The sequence below is a fragment of the Streptomyces sp. NPDC050988 genome, from assembly GCF_044456225.1.
In the GTDB taxonomy this organism is placed as follows: domain Bacteria; phylum Actinomycetota; class Actinomycetes; order Streptomycetales; family Streptomycetaceae; genus Streptomyces.
The window spans coordinates 24,147-43,734 of record NZ_JBITFQ010000001.1; the positions used below are offsets into that span (position 1 = coordinate 24,147).

The following is a 19,588-nucleotide window of genomic DNA, read 5'->3' on the forward strand; positions in this document are numbered from 1 at the left end:
GCCTTGGGTTCAGCCGTGCGAGGGGGGATCCTCGCGGGGCCCCGGACGGGCCTCGGGCGGGTCCGAAGCAGGCCGGGTCGCGTCGGCCGTGCTCTCCGGTACGTCCCCGGCCTCCTGGGCGTCCCCGGCCGCCACGGGCGCCATGGCTCCGGCTCCCTGGAGGCGCTCCAGGTCGTCGGGGCGTACCTGAATGACGATCAGGGCGATCAGGGCGCCCACGACGGCGATGATCGCCGCGACGACGAACGCGCTCGAAATACCCGAGGTCAGCACCTGGTCGCTCCAGGGCGGCGGGAGTTCACCGGTTCTGCGGAACTCGAGCCGCTGGGCCGGGGTCGCCTCCGCCATGAAGTCGCGTACCTGATCGGTGGCTTCGTTGCGGCTGGCCGTACCGAAGACGGTCACCAGCACCGACAGACCGAGCGAACCGCCCACCTGCTGGGTGGCGTTGAGGATCCCGGATGCCGCTCCCGCGTCCTTCGACTCCACTCCCGAGACCGCCATCAGCGTCAGCGCCACGAAGTTGAGACCCATGCCGAAGCCGAAGACCAGCATGGGGCCCAGGATGCTGCCCGCGTATGTGCTGTCGACCCCGGTCAGGGTCAGCCAGCCGAGCCCGATGGCGGACAGGACCGCGCCGACCGTCATGAAGGGCTTGGGCCCCCACTTGGGCAGCAGTTGTGAGGCGAATCCCGCACCGATGGCGATGATCGCGCTCACCGGCAGGAAGGCGAGACCGGCCTCCAGCGGGCTGAAGCCCAGGATGTTCTGCACGAAGAGCGTCAGGAAGAAGAACATCCCGAACATCGCCGCGGCCAGGCTCAGCATGATCGCGTAGACACCCGCCCGGTTGCGGTCGCGGAACATCCACAGCGGCGTGATGGGTTGTTTCGACCTGCGCTCGATGGCGATGAATGCGGCGAGGAGCACGATGGCGGCGGCAAAGGCCGCGAGGGTCAGGCTGTCGCTCCAGCCGTCCTCCGAGGCGCGGATGAACCCGTAGACGAGCATCACCATGCCGGCGGTGGAGGTGAGCGCGCCGAGGATGTCGAAATGGCCGGGATGGCGCTCGGACTCCCGGATGTAGCGGGGTGTCGCCAGCACGATCAGCAGGCCGATGGGCACGTTGACGAACAGGACCCAGCGCCAGTCGAGCCACTCCACGAGCAGTCCGCCGGCCAGCAGGCCGATCGCGCTGCCACCGGCCGAGACCGCGGCGAACACGCCGAACGCCCTGTTCCGCTCGGGCCCCTCCTCGAACGTCGTGGTGATCAGCGAGAGAGCCGTCGGGGAGGCGATGGCACCACCGACACCCTGCAAGGCGCGCGCCGCGAGCAACTGCCAGGACTCCTGCGAGAGTCCGCCGAGCAGGGAGGCGAGCACGAAGAGCAGGACGCCGAACATGAAGACGCGGCGACGGCCGAGGATGTCGCCCAACCGCCCGCCGAGCAGGAGCAGACCGCCGAAGGTCAGCGTGTAGGCGTTGATCACCCAGGACAGGCTCTCGGTCGAGAAGCCGAGCGAACTCTGGATGTGCGGAAGGGCGATGTTCACGATGGTGATGTCGAGGACCACCATCAACTGGCAGGAGGCGATGACGAGTAGTGCGATCCCCCTGCCTCGGCCCCGCTCCGGGGACTTGGCAGTTTCCGAGGGTGTCGTCCGAGCGCCCGTCATGGCATGTGTCCTGCGTGTACGACGACCTGAAGGCCGACGTTCGCTGTACCGACGGTAGTCCTGAGCGCCGGGCCCCACCAGTCGATCTTGCCGTGGTCCGACTGGCGCCCGGGCCACTCGTCACTCGTCGGCGGTGGAACCCTGTTCGGAGACGGACGCCGTCTGCAGCTCCTGCGATCTGGTGTCGCGCTCGGCGTCGCGCTCGGCGTCGTGCTGCGCCAGCACGGAGAGCAGCCCCGCGACCGACAGCCCGGCGTCGGCCGGGTGGCGCAGGCCGGTCCCCGCCTCGATGTGGTACTCGTTCGTGCGCCCCTGCCGGGTGTGCGTGAGGTAACCACCCTGCTCCAGATCGGCGATGATCTTCTGAACGGCCCGCTCCGTGAGGCGGCAGCGCGCGGCGATGTCCCGGATACGGGTGTTCTGGTCATCGGCGATGGCAGCCAGCACGCGGGCGTGATTGGTGAGGAACGTCCAGCCGGAATGTGTCTCAGGTACTCCACCCATGCGCCACAGCATAGGACCTGCCATTCACGCATTCAAAAGGGCGAAAGAATTTTCATGTATCGCTTGACGTGTGACACTCGGGAGCTGAGCCTGGGGGAGTTAGACACGGCCGGATGCCTCAGGAGCGGCTGCCATGCGAGACACTGCACTCTCCGCGCAGTTCGAGAGCGGGTACGAGCCCGTCTGCGCGGCATCGGTCATCGCGGGGGAGGGACGTCCGTCGGCGCCCCTGAAGATCGAGGCACACCAGGTCGGCGCGCGTACCGCCGTCGTGATCGCCGGTGAGATCGACCTCGACGGCGAACAGCAGCTGAAACAGGAGCTGCGTCGGGCCCTCGCCGAGTCGGTCACCGGCGTGGATCTCGATCTGAGCGGAGTCGACTTCTGCGACTGCTCCGGTCTCAACGTCCTGCTGCGGCTGCGCCGGCGCGCCCTGAAGGACGCCAAGACCGTCGTCATACAGTCCGCCGACCCGGTGGTCGAACGGCTGCTCGCCGTCACCGAGACGTCGTCACTGTTCGCGCCCGCACCCACGGCCGACGCCGCCAGGACCCCGGCCCTTCCGGGCCAGGACACACGCCCCGGTCAGACACACCGCCCCACGGAGGAGGACGCGTTGCCCGGCGATGCCGAGCGGGACCTGCGCGCGGAAGTCGTCCAGCTCAAGCGCGCCATGCAGACCCGGCCGGTCATCGACCTGGCCCGCGGAGTCCTGATGGCCTCGTTCGGCCTGAGCCCGGAGAACGCCTGGAGCGTCCTGGTGGCGGTCTCCCAGAACACCAACACCAAACTCCATCACCTGGCCCAGGAGATGGTGGGCGCCGTCCAGGGCGAGCCCCTGCCCGAACCGCTCCAACAACACCTGGCGGCGGCGGTCGCCGAACTCACCACTCCCCCGCCCGCCAACACGACCGACGCCGGCCCCGACCACTCCAACAACAAGGAGCTGGAGAAGGAGGGAGCCCCGGAATCAGAACCGTGAACGGCGATGGCAGCGGCCTTGGGCCCTGCTCCACCCCGACCGCGGCACCGCCTCAGCCCTCGTCGAGACGCTCCGTGGACATCGATTCGCGGTGCAGTGCCTCCGTCACCTCGCGTTGGTAGTCGGTGTAGGCGGCGCGTAGGGCCGGTGCCGGCCAGGGGGTGGGGAGGAGCTCGTCGGGGAGTACGGGGTCGGTGACCAGGTGGCGGACCATGGCCGCGAAGGTGGCGAAGCGGTCGGCCGGGTGGGTGAGTTGGGCCACGTGGGCCAGTAGTGCGCCCCCGGTGTCGGCCCAGTCGTCGAGCGGCCACAGGGCCGCGGCCAGGGCGCGGGCGGGCTGTTCGGGGCGTGCGGTGAAGCGTTGGGTGAACTCCGTGAGGTGGGCCGGCCAAGGGCGTCGCAGGTTGGCCGGGCGGAGCCAGACGCCCTCGCGCAGTTCCGCCAGTCGCAGGCGGGACAACTCGGCGCGCAGTTCGGCCCGTTCGGCGGGTCCGCGGCCGGTCGTGGTGACGACGACGGTTTCCCACGAACCGTCCCAGGCCCTGGTCCTCGGGTGGACCGCGTCGTCCTGGCGGCGCTGGCGTTCCAGGAGCCGTTCGCTGAGGCGGTAGACCCCGTCGGCGCGGGCCAGGTCGCCCGCCGTCACCATCCGGCTGAGCGCGGCCCGCAGCGTGGAGCCGGCGATACCGAAGGGTTCGACGCTGCGGACCAGGTCCCGTACCGGAAGCTCCGGCGGATGCACGCCGAGCAGGAGGCTCAGGACGACCGACCGCGCGGACAGTGGGCGCGGTTCGACGTCGGCCGGCGACTGAGGGGCGTTCATCCGCATGGACCGCATTGTGCCCGGTCAGGCGAGGCGGGACGCGGGCACGGCCGTGTTCCGCATGCGTTCGGTGCCGCCCGCGCGAGCCCGGAGCGCGCCCCGGAAGCGGCGTGTTACACCCTTGATGCGACCGCAGAGATAGTGCAACACTGACCGTATGGTCCCGATACTCGCGCCCGAGCAGTCCGCCACGCACGACGTCACCAACCAGGCCCCGCCCCTGACTCCGTACGACGCCTCCGATGACGCGGCCCTGCTGGAGGGACTGCGCCGCGAGGGCGCCGACTGGGCCGAGGAGGACGTACGGCGTCTGGGCCGCGTGGCCGGCGGTGAGGAGGCCCAGCTGTGGGGCGAACAGGCCAACCGCCACGAGCCGGAGCTGCGTACGCACGACCGCTACGGCAACCGGATCGACGAGGTCGAGTTCCACCCGAGCTGGCACCGGCTGATGGGGGTGGCGGTGGCCGAGGGCCTGGCCGCCTCGCCCTGGGCCGACGACAGGGCCGGCGCCCATGTCGCCCGTACCGCCGGCGGACTGGTGTGGGGCCACACCGAGGCCGGACACGGCTGCCCCACCTCGATGACGTACGCGGCCGTACCCGCTCTGCGGCGGCAGCCCGAGCTGGCCGCGGTCTACGAACCCCTGCTGGTCAGCCGGGTCTACGATCCGGGGCTGCGCGTCCCGGGCGAGAAGCGCGGGCTGCTGGCGGGCATGGGGATGACGGAGAAGCAGGGCGGCTCGGACGTCCGTACCAACACGACGGTGGCCGCGCCGACGGCCGAGCCGGGCGTGTTCACGCTGCGCGGCCACAAGTGGTTCACGTCGGCGCCGATGTGCGACGTGTTCCTGGTCCTCGCCCAGGCGCCCGGCGGTCTGTCCTGCTTCCTCGTGCCGCGGATCCTGCCGGACGGCACCCGCAACACGTTCCGCATCCAGCGGCTGAAGGACAAGCTCGGCAACCGTTCCAACGCCTCCTCGGAGCCGGAGTTCGACAACACCGTCGCCTGGCTGGTCGGCCCCGAGGGCCAGGGCGTGAAGACGATCATCGAGATGGTCAACTGCACGCGTCTGGACTGCGTGATGATGAGCGCGACGCTTATGCGCAAGACCCTCGTGGAGGCGGGACACCACACGAGGCACCGCGGCGCCTTCGGGGCGCTGCTGGTCGACCAGCCCCTCATGCGCAACGTACTGGCCGATCTGGCGCTGGAGTCCGAGGCCGCCACAACGCTCACCCTGCGGCTCGCGGGAGCCGCCGACCGCGCGATCCGCGGCGACGCGCAGGAGTCGGCGTTCCGCAGGATCGCCACCGCCGTCGGCAAGTACTGGGTGACCAAGCGCGGACCGGCCTTCACCGCCGAAGCCCTGGAGTGCCTGGGCGGCAACGGCTATGTGGAGGAGTCGGGCATGCCCCGCCACTACCGCGAGGCGCCCCTGCTCTCCATCTGGGAGGGGTCGGGCAACGTCAACGCGCTCGATGTGCTGCGTGCCCTCGGTCGGGCGCCCGACACCGCAGAGGCCCTGTTCGCCGAACTCGCCCTGGCGCACGGGGCCGACGCCAGGCTCGACGCGGCCGTGCTCCGGCTCAAGGACCACCTGTCCGACGTGGCGGGAGCCGAGACGGGCGCCCGCCGGCTGGTGGAGCTGATGGCGCTGGCTCTGCAGGGCTCGCTGCTGGTCCGCCACGCCCCGCCCGCCGTCGCCGACGCCTTCTGCGCGACCCGCCTCGGCGGCGACTGGGGTTACGCCTTCGGCACGCTCCCCTCCTCGGCCGACCTGGACGCGATTCTCAACCGGGCCCTGCCGGAAGGCAGTTGATCCTGCCCGGAAGCCGGTTGGCCCTGCCCGGTAGGCCAGGTGTCTAGCTCTGAGGGGTCTCCGCGACATCGGCGGAGACCTGCTCGGCGCCGATCCGCCGGATGCGTTCGGTGCCCCACGCGCCAAGGGAGGCCAGGGCAGCGTTGAGCGAGACACCGTGCTCCGTCAGGGAGTACTCGACCTTCGGCGGCACCTCGCGGTACACCTCCCGATGGACGAGCCCGTCCTCCTCCATCTCCCGCAGATGCTGAATCAGCATCTTCTCGCTGACGCCCGGCAGTCCGCGGCGCAGCTCGGCGAACCGGCGGACCCCGTAGTGGTCCAGCTCCCACAGGATCAGCGACTTCCACTTGCCGGCCACCACGTCCATGGCCGCGTCGATGCCGCAGAAATCTGGGTGCGATGGGTACCGCCCTCGCGGGCGCCCTGGTGAAGGCCGGATACGCGACCACGTGCTGGAACCGCTCTCCGGGGAAGGCCGACGAACTCGTCGCGCAGGGCGCGGAGGTGGCCGCCACGGCCCGGGACGCGGTCCTGGCCGGCCGGCTGGTGATCGTGTGTCTGCTGGACCACGGGTCGGTCCATGAGGTGCTCGACCCGCTCTCCGACGAGCTGGCCGGACGGACCCTGGTCAACGTGACCACGACGTCCCCGGCGCAGTCACGGGAGTTCGCGGAGTGGGCCGCCCGAGCCGGGGTCGCCTATCTGGACGGCGGAATCATGGCCGTGCCGGACATGATCGGCCGGCCCGGGTCGTCGATCCTCTACAGCGGATCGGCCGAGGTCTTCGACGAGTACGAGCCGCTGCTCGAACTGTGGGGTACCAGTACCTACTTCGGTGAGGACGCCGGGCTGGCGTCCCTGTACGACCTCGCCCTGCTCGCCGGCATGTACGTCATGTTCGCCGGTTTCGTGCACGGTGCCGCCATGGTCGCGCCCGCCGGTGTGACGGCGGGCGAGTTCGCCGCACTGGCCGCGCCCTGGCTGACGGCCATGACCGGTGGTCTCCGGGGGTTCGCCGAGGTCATCGACGGCGGGGACTACACGGTGGCGGGACAGCAGAGCCTCGTGTTCTCCGACCTCGGTGACCTCGCGGCCGCCAGTGCGGACCAGGGCATCAGCACCGAGGTGGTCGCCATGGTCCAGCGGCTCATCCAGCGCCAGATCGACGCAGGCCACGGAGACGAGGGCTTCGCCCGGATCATCGAGAGCATCAGGCAGCCGGCCTGAGTCGGGCGCGCGGGGCGCCGGGGGCCGGTCAGGGGACTTCACCGGCCAGGCCCCCTGCCGCTGGGGTCCCGCCGCCTACAGTGGTGCGCCCGGGCAGCACATGGGTGTGCCCGGGCTGGAGGTGAGCGCGATGCCCGTCGCCGACGTCCCGGCGGCTCCCGCAGGGACCAGCCGCAGCACATCGGCCACGATCCAGCCGAACATCCTGCGCTATCTGACCTCGGTCGCGTTCGAGCGCGGTGTCGACCTGCGGCCGCATCTGGAGCAGGTCGGTCTGGACGAGACCCTGATGCGTTCGGCGGCCCTCAGGGTCTCCTACCGTCAGGGCAGCGCGGTGATCCGGCGGGCCCTGGAGCTCACCGGTGACGAGCACCTGGGCATGAAGGTGGGCGCGGCGCAGCACCTGACCGCCTGGGGGCTGCTCGGCTTCGCTCTCATGGCGGCGGAGAACCTGCGGCAGGCCGCCGAGACCGGGGTGACGTACCAGAATCTGTCCGGCGCGATGGTGGTGTGGTCGGCGGGCGAGGAGGACGGCGGTTTCGCCATCCGTGCCGACCTGCCCGATCCCGCCCTGGATCCGGGTGTCGCCGTCTTCCTGGTCGAGGAGGCGCTGACCTCCGCGGTCACGCTCGCCCGGTTGACCGTCGGCCCGGAATTCCGCCCGCGCGTGGTGGAGTTCGCCTTCCCCGCGCCGGCCCACGGCGACCCGTACGGCCCCTTCTTCGGATGTCCGGTCCGCTTCGGGGTCCCGGTCAGCCGTGTCGTCGTCGACCCCGTGTGGGCCAGGGCTCCGATGCCGGGCCGGGATCCGGTGACGTTCGCGTCGGCGCTGGAGACGCTCGACGAGCAGATGGCCTCGCGTCGGCACCACCAGGAGCTGCTGGAGGTCATGGAGATCTCCATCGCGCAGAGCCTCCCGGTGGTGCCCTCGTTCGCCGAGCAGGCGCGTCGGCACACGGCCAGCGAACGCACGCTCCGGCGCCGGCTGGCCGACTGCGGCACCACGTACGAGGCTCTCGTCGACGGAGTGCGCAGGGAGCGCGTCGAACGGTTGCTGCGGCGCCCGGAACTGACCCTCCGTGACATCGCCCATCAGGCCGGTTTCTCGGACGAGCGGACCCTGCGCCGGGCGGTGCGCCGCTGGCACGGCACCTCTTCGCGGCGGCTTCGGGAGGAAATGCTGGGCGCCGAGGGGCCGGCCCGGGGCTGACGCCGGACAGGGGCGCCGCGCAGGCCCCCGTACCTGCCCCCGTACACCCCCGTAGGTCCCCGTCTTCGGCGGGTCGGTCAGCGGCTGCGGATCCAGATGGTCTTCTCCCTGGTCCACTGCTCGAAGGCGTTCGTGGACTTCTCCGCGCCACCGAAGCCGGACTCCTTCCAGCCGCCGAAGGGGGTCGTGATGTCGCCTTCGCTGTAGGAGTTGACCGAGACGACCCCGGCCTGGATACCGCGTGCCAGGCGGAGGGCGGCGTCGAGGTCGCGGGTCCACACGGAGGCCGCGAGCCCGTACGCGGTGGCGTTGGCCAGGGCGATCGCCTCGGTCTCCGAGGTGAAGGTCTGCAGTGTCACGACCGGTCCGAACAGCTCCTTGGTGAGGACGTCGCTGCCCTCGGGGGCGTGGGTGACGACGGTCGGCGGGTAGTAGGCGCCGCGCGGCGGCAGACCGTCGGGCAGGCCCGCGGTGTGGATGTGGGCTCCGTCGGCGCGGGCGGCCTCCACGGCTCCCGCGACCCGGTCGAAGGCGGCCCGGTCGATGAGCGGGCCCATGTGCGTTCGGGGGTCGGCCGGGTCGCCGACGACCAGTTCCCTCGCGGCGACCGTGAACCGGGCCAGGACGTCGTCGGCGATGCTCCGATGAACCAGGATGCGGGAGCCGGCCGTGCAGTTCTGGCCCATCGTCAGGAACGCGGCCTCGATCATGCCGTCGATGAGATCGTCCCCGTAGGCGAGGGCGTCGGCCATCAGGACCTGCGGGCTCTTGCCGCCCATCTCCAGCGAGACGCGCTTGAAGTTGGTCTCGGCCGCGTCCTTGAGGATCCGCCGCCCGGTGGCGGTGGACCCGGTGAACGACAGCGCTCCCACAAGGGGGCTGCGGGCCAGGGCGGTCCCGGCGACCGGGCCGTGTCCGGGCAGGACCGTGAGGACGCCGTCCGGGAGGCCCGCCTCGGCGGCGAGCGCGGCCAGGTGGAGCGCCGAACGCGGTGTCGCCTCGGCGGGCTTGACCAGCAGACAGTTTCCGGCGGCCAGGGCGGGCCCGACCTTCCAGGCGGTCATGGCCAGCGGGTAGTTCCACGGCAGGATCGCCGCGACCACCCCGATGGGCTCCCGGCTCGTCAGGCCCAGGCTGTCGGACCCGGTGGGGGCCACGCGGCCGAAGACCTTGTCGGCCGCTTCGGCGAACCAGCGGATCGACTCGATCGCGCCGGGTACGTCCCCTGCCCGGCACTCGGCGATCGGCTTGCCCGCGTCCTCGCTGTCCAGCCGGGCCAGCAGCTCGGCGTCGCGTTCCATCAGGCCGGCCAGCCGCAGCAGCACCGCGCTCCGCTCGCGCACCGGCGAGCGCGACCAGACTCCCGAATCGAAGACCTGCTGGGCCTGCTCGGCGGCCTTGGCGACGTCCTCCGCCGTCGCGGCGGGGAGCGTGGTGTTCAGCTCCCCCGTGGTCGGGTTGACAACGCGCAGCACGGACCGGCTCTCCACTGTGGTCATGCCTCCTCCACCAGTTCCCATCGGTCGTCGACCCGGCACGCCAGCCCCCTGCGGCGCAGGTCCTCCAGATACCGCGCCATGCCGCGATCGCCTCTCCTGCGGAAGAGCGGGAGGACCTTGGGCAGCAGGTTCGGCGCGAGCATCGCGAACCGGACGAGCCACGACTCGCCGGGCCGGGGATACGCCTCCAGGCGTGGCCTGTCCAGCAGACCGACCACGGCTGCCACGACGTCGGCGGGCTGCTGCGGCGGGTCCTGGAACTGCATGGAGTTGCCGCCGTCCACGGCCTCCTGGCGCAGCATCCGGGTGTCGGTGGCGGACGGGAGCACCGACCCGGCGAGGATGCCCTTGCTCCTCAGGTCGAGCCCGATGGAGAGCATCGCGCCGCGCAGTCCGAACTTCGAGGCCGTGTAGATGGGGGTCTCGCCCAGCGGGAAGATTCCGCCGAGGGAGACGGTGGTAACCACACGGGCGTCCCGGGAGGCCTGGAGCAGGGGGATCGCGATCCTGGTCGCGATCAGCGGGGAGATCAGGTTGAGCGTGATCTCCCCTTCGATGCTCTCTACGCTGCGGACGTCGAAGCGTTCGGCGCTGGTCATGCCCACGTTGTTGACTAGGACGTCCAGCCGGCCGTAGGTGTCGGCGACCCGGTCGAAGAGACGCTCCACCTGGGCGCGGTCCAGGACGTCGCAGCCGATGCCCAGGTGCCCGGCGCCGGGCAGTTCGTCGGCGGTCCTCTCGGCGCGGGCCGTGTCGATGTCGACGACCACGCAGCGGGCACCGCCGGAGGCGAAGCGGCGGCACATCGCTCTGCCGATACCGCCCGCGCCGCCGGTCACCAGCATGACCTTGTCGGTGAAGTCGAAGCCACTCACGACACCGCCTCCGCACGCCGCGGGGACCTCACCGAAGGCGGCTGCCCCTCGGTGCGCCAGCCCATCCGGTCCGCGATCCTGCCGAGGTGCTTCACGATGGTCGCGCTGTCGACGTAGCCGGTGTGACGGGGCGAGTCGACGAACTTCAGACCCCCGGTCAGATCCGGTCGGTCGTTGCGGATCATCTGCGCGAAGCGCTCCGCGTTCGGCAGCCCGTGCCGCGTGTCGTGGACGTACCCGGCGATCAACTGGGCCTGGGTGTCGAAGAGTTGGTACGCCCCGGAGTTGGTCTCGATGAAGCCGACGCCGAACAGCCCCTGGTGCTCGCGGGAGAACGACGACAGGTACAGGTCGGGGTGCTGTTCGTCGCCGAAGTACTTCTGCGCGACCGGCACCTTGTGCACATAGCCGGTGGCCATCAGGACGAGGTCGAAGTCGTCGCTCGTGCCGTCGGTGAAGTGGACGGTGCTGCCCTCGGCGCGGGCTATCCCCGGTTTGGCGGTGATGTCCCCGTGCTGGAGGTGGTGGATCAGCATCGAGTTGACCGCGGGGTGCGTCTCGAACAGCCTGTGGTCCGGCTTCTGCAGGCCCAGACGCCTCGGGTCGCCGTTGACGATCCGCAGGAGGGCACCGAAGACCCGCTGCTCCAGCCACATCGGCAGCTTCGGACCGCCGGCCGCGATGGTGTCCACCGGCCGCCCGAACAGATGCTTGGGGATGAACCAGTAGCCGCGCCGCATGCTGATCACCGCGTGGTCCGCACTGCGCGCCGCGTCGCAGGCGATGTCGCAGCCGGAGTTCCCCGCCCCCACGACCAGCACCCGCTTTCCGCGCAGTTCCTCCGCGCTGCGGAAGCCGACCGTGTGGCGGACCTCGCCGGTGAAGTTCCCCGGCAGTTCGGGGAGGTTGGGGTGCCACTGCGCGCCCGTGCACACCACGACCTCGCCGTGCACGCTCCGCCGTCCGTCGGCCCGGGTGACGGTCCAGGTCCCGTCCGCGTTCTTCTCGACGCCCTCGACGCCGACGCCGAACTCGATCCGGTCCGTCAGCCCGTAGGCGTCGGCGAACGACCGCAGGTACGACAGGATCTGGCGGTGCGGAGGATAGTCCGCGAAGTGGTCGGGCATCGGCCAGCCGCCGTATCCCGAGAGCGTCCTGCTGGAGATGAAGTGGGCCGACTCGTACATCGGACTGCCTGGATTGTCGATGTCCCAGATGCCGCCGGGCCCGGTGTGCCGCTCCAGGTGCGTGTACGGCAGGTTCCTCTCGGCCAGGGCCCTCGCGACCGCCAGCCCGGCAGGTCCCGCCCCGATGACACAGGTGTCGTACTGGGTCTTCTCCACGAGCCCGCCTCCTTTCTCCTCGCACTTCGCCGGTGTTGCCGGAAACCTATGCACCGGGCGCCCGTCGCGAACTGGTCTGCGCGGCCACGGAGGGGACTTCGGCGGCCACAGGTCTGCCTCCCTGGGCCCGGTCTCTCGAGTCCCGGGGTGATCGAGGGCACGTTCACGGCCGACCCCGGCCGGGGACGTCGACACGGGCCGTCAGCGGTCCCACCGGCTTCCCCAACGCCCCCGTCTACGGCGTAAAGAAGGCGGGCGTCATCCATCCGACCAAGGTCACCGCCCTCGATCGCGCGCTCTCTCCCTCCCCCGTGCGCCGCAACTGTTTCTGCCCTGCGTCATCGACACACCGCTCGCACAGGGCTTCTCCAGGCTGCCGCCCAACCGCCCAGCCCCCCCGGGTCTACGCCGGAGACGTCCCCACCGGGTCCTCCCGCACATAGCCGTGGGCCTTGTCGACCACGTTGCGCAGTCGTCTGCCCTCGGCCCTGCGGGTCAGGTTGTCGAGGAACAGGTCGGCGAGGTCGTCGCGCCAGCCGGTGACCTCGCCGGCCGTGTGCGGGGAGACGATGACGCCGGGCAGGTCCCACAGGGGCGAGGCGGCGGGCAGCGGCTCGTGGGCGAAGACGTCCAGGGCCGCTCCGGCCAGGCGGCCGTCGGTGAGGTGCCGGACGAGCGCCTCCTCGTCGACGAGTCCGCCCCGGCCCACGTTCACGAGCCGCGCGCCGGGCTTCATCGACGCGAGCACGGACGCGTCGACCATGCCCCGGGTGGCCGCCGTGAGGGGAGCCGCGAGCACCACGTAGTCCGCCCCGGCCAGGGCGGGGCGCAGTCCGGAAAGGGCGTGCACTGTGCCGAAGTCGGGGTCCGCCGCGCACTCCGTACGTCCTACGGCGGTCACCCGCATCCCGACGGCGCGGAGCATGCGGGCCACGGCCCGGCCGATGGGGCCCGTGCCCCACACGAGGACGGTCCGTCCGTCGATGCGTTCGCTGTCCCGGGGCCGCCACTCGCGGCGCCGCTGGTGTTCCCAGGTGCCCGGGAAGTCCTTGGCGAGGGCCAGGATCAGACCGAGTACGTACTCGGCGATGGGCCGGTCGTAGACGCCGCGCGAGTTGGTCAGCACCACCCGGGGGTTGTCCACCAGGGCCGGGAAGAGCAGTGCGTCGACGCCGGCGGCGGCCACATGCACCCAGCCGGGCGCGCTCGACGGGTCCTCGGGCCAGGCCGCCTCGACCGCCGGGGTGATCGAGTGCCAGCAGAGCAGGGCGTCCGCGCCGGGCAGGAGGTGCGGCAGTTCCTCCTCGGTGGCGTACACCGTGTCCGCGAGGCCTTCGATGTCGGCGGCGTTGTGCGGCAGGATGCCGCGGTGCAGGACGACGAGCCGGTCGGCCAAGGCGGTTCTCCCACGGCGTGAGTCGGTGCGGGGCGGCTGGTACGAGGTACCGCTCCCACCCTCCGGGGGTCGTGGCGGGAGGGTCAATGACCACGGTGTTCTCCCGGGACGGCCGCTGTGGACGGTGTGTCAACCGGTCGGCGGCCACGGAACACACTGTCCACCCGCCGTCTCCCAAGAGAACACCATGTTCATTGACGGTGGATCCGCGCTGAACCAGGGTGATGGCCAACCCCGGACCGCTTCGCCCGGCCACCCCGGTGACGACCGGTCCGCACCGCGTACAGCGCTGTGCGCCTTCCCCCGCCCTCGCGTCCCCCTCCCCAAAAAGATCCCGCGGATCCCCCACGTCCTCCGCGCCCCCACACATCCCCGAATCTCCCGGGTCCCCGAATCCCCCGTATCGCCGCTTTCCAATGCTTGACGTACGAAGCCTCCTTCGCCCGGTCCCCCTGCCGGCGCGCGTCCCCCTCGCCTTCCCGCGTCCCCCAGGAGCCTCAAGCATGTCCCTGACCTCATCGACCACCGGCGGGGCCTCGTCGCTCGACGACGCGCCCGTCAGCTCCTTCCACCGCCGGATCATGGTGGTCGCCATGGGCGGCCCCTTCTGCGACGGCTATCTGCTCGGAGTGATGGGCGTCGCCCTCGGCCTCATCACGCCCGCACTCGCCCTCGACACCCTGTGGACGGGCCTGATAGCGGCCTCCGTTCTGGTCGGTGTGTTCATCGGCGGCGCGGTCTTCGGCCCGATCACCGACCGGGTCGGCCGCCATCTGATGTACGTCCTCAACCTGGCCACCTTCGTGATCTTCTCGGCGCTCCAGTTCTTCGTCACCGAGGCCTGGCAGCTGCTGGTGCTGCGGCTGCTCATCGGCATCGCGATCGGCGCCGACTACCCCATCGCCTCCGCCCTCACCACCGAGCTGGTGCCCCGCCGGATGCGCGGCCCGGCCCTGTCCGGTCTGGTCCTCGCCTGGTGGGTGGGGTACGGCGTGAGCTACTGGGTGGGCTGGGCGCTGACCGGCCTCGGCGACGACTCCTGGCGCTGGATGCTGGCCTCCGGAACGGTCCCGGCGCTCATCTTCCTGTTCATGCGGGCCGGTATCCCCGAGTCCCCGCGCTGGCTGGCCTCGCGCGGCCGCGTGGACGAGGCGAAGGCGGTCGTCCGCAAACACCTCGGCCAGGAGGTGAGCGACGAGGAGCTGCTCGCGGAGGGCCGCCAGGAGAAGCGGGGCGGCTCCGGGCTCGGCAATCTCGTCGAGATCTTCAAACGCGGCTACACGGTCCCCGTCGTCTTCTGTTCCGTGTTCTGGATCTGCCAGGTGGCGCCCGCCTTCGCGGTCCGCTCCTTCCAGCCGCAGATGCTGTCCGCGTTCGGCGTGGGCAGCACGTACGGTGCCAGCGCGCTGATCACCACCATCGCGGTGGCGGGCATCGGGCTCGGCCTGGTGGTCGTCAACCGGATCGGCCGCCGCTCGCTCCTGATCAGCAGCTTCGTGTGCATCAACGTCTCGCTGATCGCGCTGGCGGTCCTGCCGCTGCACTGGGCCTTCGTGGTGGTGGCCCTGTTCGCCGCCTTCCAGTTCTTCGAGGCGGCGGGCAGTGGTCTGCAGTTCGTCTACCCGAGCGAGCTGTTCCCGACCGATCTGCGGGCCACGGGCGTGGGCATCGCCACCGCGATGAGCCGTGTGGGCTCCGCCTCCTCCACGTTCCTCCTGCCGATCGCCGCCGAGGACCTGGGCGTACGCGGCACGCTGGGCATCGCCGTGGCGATCACGCTGGTGGGTCTCGTCGTCTCCTACTTCCTCGCCCCCGAGACCAAGGACCTGGGCCTGACCGAGGCCAGCAGCCGGTCCTGAACCCGCTCGCCCCGTCACCACTTCGCCTTCAAAACACCTCAACCCCCGCCCCACACCGAGGAGTTCACTCCATGCGCAAGGTCGTCAGCTTCGACTGCTACCGGACCCTCATCAACTTCGACACCCGGACCGCCACGCACGAGATCGTCAAGGACCGTCTGGCCGAGTTCGGCGTCGACCCGGACCAGTTCCACCACGACGCGTACGTCATGCGCTTCCAGGGCGTCGTCGACGACTACCGCCCCTACCGCGAGGTCGTCCGCCGCACCCTGCGCAACGTCATGCTGCTGCACGGCCTGGAGTACCGGGACGAGGACGGCGAGGCGCTGATCGAGGCCATCAAGAAGTTCACGCCGTTCCGCGAGGTCCCGGACGCGCTGCGCCGCCTCAAGGGCGAGTACGACATCGCCATCCTCTCCAACAGCGAGGACGACCTCATCTCGTACGCCGTCGACGAACTCGGCGTGGAGTGGGACTACGTCCTCACCGCCGAACAGGCCGGAGCGTACAAGCCGCTGCCGCAGGCCTTCGAGTACCTGATGAAGGCCACCGGGCGCGGCCCCGAGGACATCATCCACACCGCGCAGGGCTGGGAGTACGACATCATGCCGACCAAGCGGTACGAGGGCATGCGGCGGATCTGGGTGAACCGGTACGGCTTCCCGGGGTCGGCCGCCTACCAGCCGTACGAGGAGATCAGCGACCTCTCCGAGCTGCCTCCCCTGCTCGGCGTCTGACCTTCTTCGTCGTCTCCTGGTCTTCTCGTCTCCTCGTCCAGCCGCCGTGAAAGGACATCCCGTGAGCGCCACCACGCTCGGTCAGCCCGGCCCGGTCAACGGCCGGATCTCCCACTGGTTCGCCGAACTGCCCACCCCACGCGCCGCGTTGCCCGGTGACCGCGACGCCGATGTGTGCATCGTGGGCGCCGGGCTGACCGGACTGTGGACCGCGTACTACCTGAAACTGGCCGACCCGTCGCTGCGGATCACCGTCCTGGAGGCCGAGTTCGCCGGGTTCGGCGCCTCCGGCCGCAACGGCGGCTGGGCGTCGGGGCTCGTGCCCGGCGCCCGCGACCGACTGGCGAAGCGGTACGGGCGGGAGGCCGTGCTCGACTACCAGCGCGTGATGAACGAGGCCGTCGACGAGATCGTCGCCGTGGCCGAACGCGAGGAGATCGACGCCGGCATCGTCAAGGGCGGCACCCTGCGGGTGGCCCGCACCCCCGCACAGGCGACCCGGCTGCGCCACAAGACCGAGGCCGACCACGAGTGGGGCGTGCCGGACGCCGTGATGCTCACGCCGGAGGAGGCCGCGGACCGCATCCGCGTCGACGGGATGACGGCCGCGGCCTGGACCCCGCACTGCGCCCGGCTGCAGCCCGCAGCCCTGGTCAAGGGGCTCGCCGAGACGGTCGAACGGCTCGGCGTGACCCTCTACGAGAAGTCCCCGGTCACGGCCATCGAGCCCGGCCGGGCGGTCACCGCGCACGGCACGGTCACCGCGCCCGTCGTCCTGCGTGCGACGGAGGGGTTCACGGCCTCGTTCAAGGGGCTGCGCCGCGCCTGGCTGCCGATGAACAGCTCGATGATCGCCACCGAACCGTTGGCGAAGGATGTGTGGGAGGAGATCGGCTGGGCGGGGCGCGAGACCCTGGGCGACACGGCACACGGGCACATGTACGCGCAGCGCACCCCGGACGACCGGATCGCGATCGGCGGCCGCGGTGTCCCGTACCGCTTCGGCTCCCGCACGGACGACGCGGGGCAGGTGGACGCCCGGACCATCGGCCAGCTCACCGACACGCTGTACGGGATGCTGCCGCAGACCGCCGGTGCCCGGGTGGACCACGCCTGGTGCGGTGTGCTCGCCGTGCCGCGCGACTGGTCCGCCACCGTGGGGCTGGACCACGTCACGGGGCTCGGCTGGGCCGGCGGCTATGTCGGGCACGGTGTGACCTCCACGAACCTCGCCGCCCGCACCCTCACCGATCTGGTGCTCCGGCGCGAGTCCCGGCTGACCCGGCTGCCGTGGACCGGGCACCGGCCCGGCACCTGGGAGCCGGAACCGCTGCGGTGGCTGGGGGTGCGCGGGCTGTACGTCGCCTATCGGTGGGCGGACCGGCACGAGGCGGGTGGGCGGGCCCGGACGTCTCCGATCGCGACGGTCGCGGATCTGATCGCGCGGCGGCCCTGACGCGTGCCGGACCGCGCGGCGGAGCCTGACATGTTTCGCCGGCTCGGGCCGCCTTCTCGCCGCGGGACGCGTGGTGCGTCGGCGGCTGTCAGTCCGGTGTGGTCGCTCGCGCCGTTCCCCGCGCCCCTACGGGGCGGGGCGCGGCGCTGAGCTGGGCAATCGGGCCTTGCGTCGGTCTGTCTCACCCCTCAGAGTGGTCCGGACATCGTGCCGGGTCGGTCGGCACGTCGTCGGACTGGAGCTGTCCCCATGCCGTTCCTCACGGTCGCGGACGTGCTGCGGCTGCCCGTCATAGCCGCCGGTCTGCCCCGGGTGGCGGCAGGCGAGGACCAGCTGTCGCGCAGGGTCCGCTGGGTCCATGTCACCGAGCTGCTGGACCCCGCCTCCTTCCTGGAGGGCGGCGAACTCGTCCTCACCACCGGCATGCCTCACCCGGCCGATCCCACCCAACTGCGCGGCTACGTCGACCAGTTGGCGGATGTGGGCGTGGCCGGGCTGGTCGTCGAGCTGGGGCGCCGCTACCAACACGCGCCGCAGGAACTGGTCACCGCCTGCCGGGAGCGGGACCTGCCGCTGATCGTGCTGGCGCGCGGGGTGCGGTTCATCGAGGTCACCCAGACCGTCCACGCGCTGATCCTGGACGCGCAGGGCGAGCTGTTGCGCCGCGCCCAGCAGGTGCGCGAGCTGTTCACCTCGCTCACCCTGCGCGGAGCGGACCCGGAGGAGTTCGTACAGGCGGCCGCGGACCTCACGGGATGTCCGGTGGTCCTGGAGAACCTGATCCACCACGCGGTGATCTGCCGGACCGCCGGTCCTCCCGACGGACAGGTCCTGGAGGCCTGGCCGCGGCGCTCGCGCACCGCCCCGACGCCGGACCGGGCGGCGGCGAGCGGGCCCGAGGGCTGGCTCGTGGCGCCGGTCGAGGACCGGGGCAGACGGTGGGGGCGGTTGATCATGCTGCCCCACGTGTCCGGCCCGCCGATCGGTCCCGAGCAGACGATGATCCTCGAACAGGCCGCCACCGCCCTCACTCTGGCGCGGCTGACCGGCAGACCCGAGTGGGGCCGGCGCGCGCACAGTTCCGTCCTGCTCGATCTGCTGCACTGGCGCTACCGGAGCCGTACCGAGGCGCGCCTGAGGGCCGAGGCGCTCGGTCTGCCCACGACCGGCCACCGCCTCGTCCCGGTCGTCGTCGACCACGCGGACACCGCCGACAGCGACACCACGGTGACCGGGCACCTCGCCGCGGAACTGCCCATCTCGGGGGTCAAGGCCCTGGTGGGAGACCTGTCCGAACGCCGGACCGGACTGCTGCTCGCGCTGGCCCGCGCCTCGGCCTGGCAGCCGGTGGTGGAACGCGTCGGCCGGGATCTGCGCGGCACGTTCGGGGAGGGGCTCGTCGTGGCGGTCGGCCCCGGCGTCACCGAACTCAGCCAGGTCACCAGATCGTTCCGCGAGGCCGAGCAGATCGCCGACGCGATCGGCCCCGGGACGCTCGACCGCCCCTTCCATGTCGCCTCGGACATCGGCCTGCCGGAACTTCTGTACTCCCTGCGCGACGACGTCCGCGTCCAGCGGTACGTGGAACAGCAGTTGGGACGCCTCGTCCAGCACGACGCCCGACACGGCAGCGACCTCCTTTCGACCCTTCGCGAATATCTCGTCGCCGCCGGCAACAAGTCGATCGCGGCCAAGCACGTCGGGCTCTCCCGGCAGGCCTTCTACCAACGGCTGCGGACCATCGAGCGGCTCCTGGGCAACGACCTGGAGTCCGGCGCCCATCGCACCCAACTGCACGTGGCCGTCACGGCGTTGGACGTGCTCGGCGGTGCGGGCGGGACCGTCCGACCGGCTTCCCTGTGAGTCGCCCGCGGGGATGAACACCGCTGTCGACGGACGCGTATCTGATCCCGGAGCGGCTCCCACAGCGTGCGTGCGCACGTCGGGAAGAGACGAGGGATCATGACTGAACAGCGGTACCACGTCATCGGAATGACCTGCGGCCGCTGTGCCGACGCCCTGGAGACCAAGGTCGGAGGGGTGCTGGGCGTCAACCGGGTGGGCATCGACCTCGACACCGGCTCGGTGACCGTGACGGGCGAGGCGCTCGACGGTTCGAAGGTGTGCGCCGCGATCACCGAGGCGGGTTTCGAAGTGGCCGCCGTGCTCTGACAACCG

The 19,588-nt window shown here is 71.1% G+C and carries 17 protein-coding genes; 9 read left to right on the top strand and 8 right to left on the bottom strand.

Going from position 1 to position 19,588, the window contains the following annotated elements; all coding sequences use genetic code 11:
• Positions 1-9 precede the first annotated feature (9 nt).
• Both ACIBEI_RS00090 and ACIBEI_RS00095 read right to left on the bottom strand, forming a co-directional pair.
• The gene (locus tag ACIBEI_RS00090; RefSeq protein WP_398883452.1) at positions 10-1,677 is read right to left on the bottom strand and encodes an MFS transporter; all 1,668 of its coding nucleotides are present in this window, start codon (positions 1,675-1,677) and stop codon (positions 10-12) included.
• Positions 1,678-1,797: 120 nt separating this feature from the next.
• Positions 1,798-2,181, bottom strand: a complete 384-nt coding sequence (locus tag ACIBEI_RS00095) for a helix-turn-helix transcriptional regulator (RefSeq protein WP_398883454.1) — start codon at positions 2,179-2,181, stop codon at positions 1,798-1,800.
• A 133-nt stretch (positions 2,182-2,314) separates the two neighbouring features.
• Here ACIBEI_RS00095 and ACIBEI_RS00100 point away from each other — a divergent pair, with 133 nt between their 5' ends.
• Positions 2,315-3,163, top strand: coding sequence for an anti-sigma factor antagonist (locus ACIBEI_RS00100; protein WP_398883456.1), 849 nt, complete (start codon positions 2,315-2,317; stop codon positions 3,161-3,163).
• A gap of 52 nt (positions 3,164-3,215) precedes the next feature.
• Here the strand turns inward: ACIBEI_RS00100 and ACIBEI_RS00105 are convergent, their stop codons facing one another.
• On the bottom strand, positions 3,216-3,992 hold the full coding sequence (locus tag ACIBEI_RS00105; protein ID WP_398883458.1) for a PaaX family transcriptional regulator C-terminal domain-containing protein: 777 nt from the start codon (positions 3,990-3,992) through the stop codon (positions 3,216-3,218).
• Positions 3,993-4,143: 151 nt separating this feature from the next.
• Between ACIBEI_RS00105 and ACIBEI_RS00110 the strand changes: the two genes are divergently transcribed.
• The gene (locus ACIBEI_RS00110; RefSeq protein ID WP_398883460.1) at positions 4,144-5,805 is read left to right on the top strand and encodes an acyl-CoA dehydrogenase family protein; all 1,662 of its coding nucleotides are present in this window, start codon (positions 4,144-4,146) and stop codon (positions 5,803-5,805) included.
• Positions 5,806-5,848: 43 nt separating this feature from the next.
• Here ACIBEI_RS00110 and ACIBEI_RS00115 read toward each other — a convergent pair whose 3' ends face one another.
• On the bottom strand, positions 5,849-6,175 hold the full coding sequence (locus ACIBEI_RS00115) for a winged helix-turn-helix transcriptional regulator (protein WP_398883462.1): 327 nt from the start codon (positions 6,173-6,175) through the stop codon (positions 5,849-5,851).
• A gap of 32 nt (positions 6,176-6,207) precedes the next feature.
• On the opposite strand from ACIBEI_RS00115, the gene ACIBEI_RS00120 reads away from it, so the two are divergent.
• Positions 6,208-7,035: an NAD(P)-dependent oxidoreductase gene (locus ACIBEI_RS00120; protein WP_398883464.1), complete on the top strand. Its 828-nt coding sequence runs from the start codon at positions 6,208-6,210 to the stop codon at positions 7,033-7,035.
• A gap of 130 nt (positions 7,036-7,165) precedes the next feature.
• A complete protein-coding gene (locus ACIBEI_RS00125; protein WP_398883465.1) occupies positions 7,166-8,245 on the top strand; it encodes an AraC family transcriptional regulator in 1,080 nt (359 codons plus the stop codon).
• A gap of 77 nt (positions 8,246-8,322) precedes the next feature.
• Here the strand turns inward: ACIBEI_RS00125 and ACIBEI_RS00130 are convergent, their stop codons facing one another.
• The 4 genes from ACIBEI_RS00130 to ACIBEI_RS00145 form a co-directional block, all read right to left on the bottom strand.
• On the bottom strand, positions 8,323-9,765 hold the full coding sequence (locus ACIBEI_RS00130) for an aldehyde dehydrogenase family protein (RefSeq protein ID WP_398883467.1): 1,443 nt from the start codon (positions 9,763-9,765) through the stop codon (positions 8,323-8,325).
• Positions 9,741-10,619 carry an SDR family NAD(P)-dependent oxidoreductase gene (locus ACIBEI_RS00135; RefSeq protein WP_398883469.1) on the bottom strand — a complete coding sequence of 293 codons (879 nt, stop codon included), beginning with the start codon at positions 10,617-10,619 and terminating at the stop codon, positions 9,741-9,743. Before ACIBEI_RS00135 ends, ACIBEI_RS00130 begins: the two co-directional genes overlap by 25 nt.
• Entirely contained in the window at positions 10,616-11,962 is a 1,347-nt protein-coding gene (locus ACIBEI_RS00140) for a flavin-containing monooxygenase (RefSeq protein ID WP_398883471.1), read from the bottom strand. Before ACIBEI_RS00140 ends, ACIBEI_RS00135 begins: the two co-directional genes overlap by 4 nt.
• 403 nt (positions 11,963-12,365) lie before the next feature.
• A complete protein-coding gene (locus ACIBEI_RS00145; protein ID WP_398883473.1) occupies positions 12,366-13,358 on the bottom strand; it encodes a D-2-hydroxyacid dehydrogenase in 993 nt (330 codons plus the stop codon).
• A gap of 503 nt (positions 13,359-13,861) precedes the next feature.
• Between ACIBEI_RS00145 and ACIBEI_RS00150 the strand changes: the two genes are divergently transcribed.
• The 5 genes from ACIBEI_RS00150 (at position 13,862) to ACIBEI_RS00170 (ending at position 19,582) form a co-directional block, all read left to right on the top strand.
• Positions 13,862-15,217 (top strand): MFS transporter, encoded by a 1,356-nt coding sequence (locus tag ACIBEI_RS00150; protein ID WP_398883475.1) that lies wholly within the window; start codon positions 13,862-13,864, stop codon positions 15,215-15,217.
• A gap of 71 nt (positions 15,218-15,288) precedes the next feature.
• Positions 15,289-15,954, top strand: a complete 666-nt coding sequence (locus ACIBEI_RS00155; RefSeq protein ID WP_398883476.1) for an HAD-IA family hydrolase — start codon at positions 15,289-15,291, stop codon at positions 15,952-15,954.
• Between the two features lie 61 nt (positions 15,955-16,015).
• The gene (locus ACIBEI_RS00160) at positions 16,016-17,410 is read left to right on the top strand and encodes an NAD(P)/FAD-dependent oxidoreductase (protein ID WP_398883478.1); all 1,395 of its coding nucleotides are present in this window, start codon (positions 16,016-16,018) and stop codon (positions 17,408-17,410) included.
• A gap of 249 nt (positions 17,411-17,659) precedes the next feature.
• Positions 17,660-19,273 carry a PucR family transcriptional regulator gene (locus tag ACIBEI_RS00165; RefSeq protein ID WP_398883480.1) on the top strand — a complete coding sequence of 538 codons (1,614 nt, stop codon included), beginning with the start codon at positions 17,660-17,662 and terminating at the stop codon, positions 19,271-19,273.
• Positions 19,274-19,372: 99 nt separating this feature from the next.
• On the top strand, positions 19,373-19,582 hold the full coding sequence (locus ACIBEI_RS00170; RefSeq protein WP_398883481.1) for a heavy-metal-associated domain-containing protein: 210 nt from the start codon (positions 19,373-19,375) through the stop codon (positions 19,580-19,582).
• The last annotated feature ends 6 nt before the right edge of the window (positions 19,583-19,588 follow it).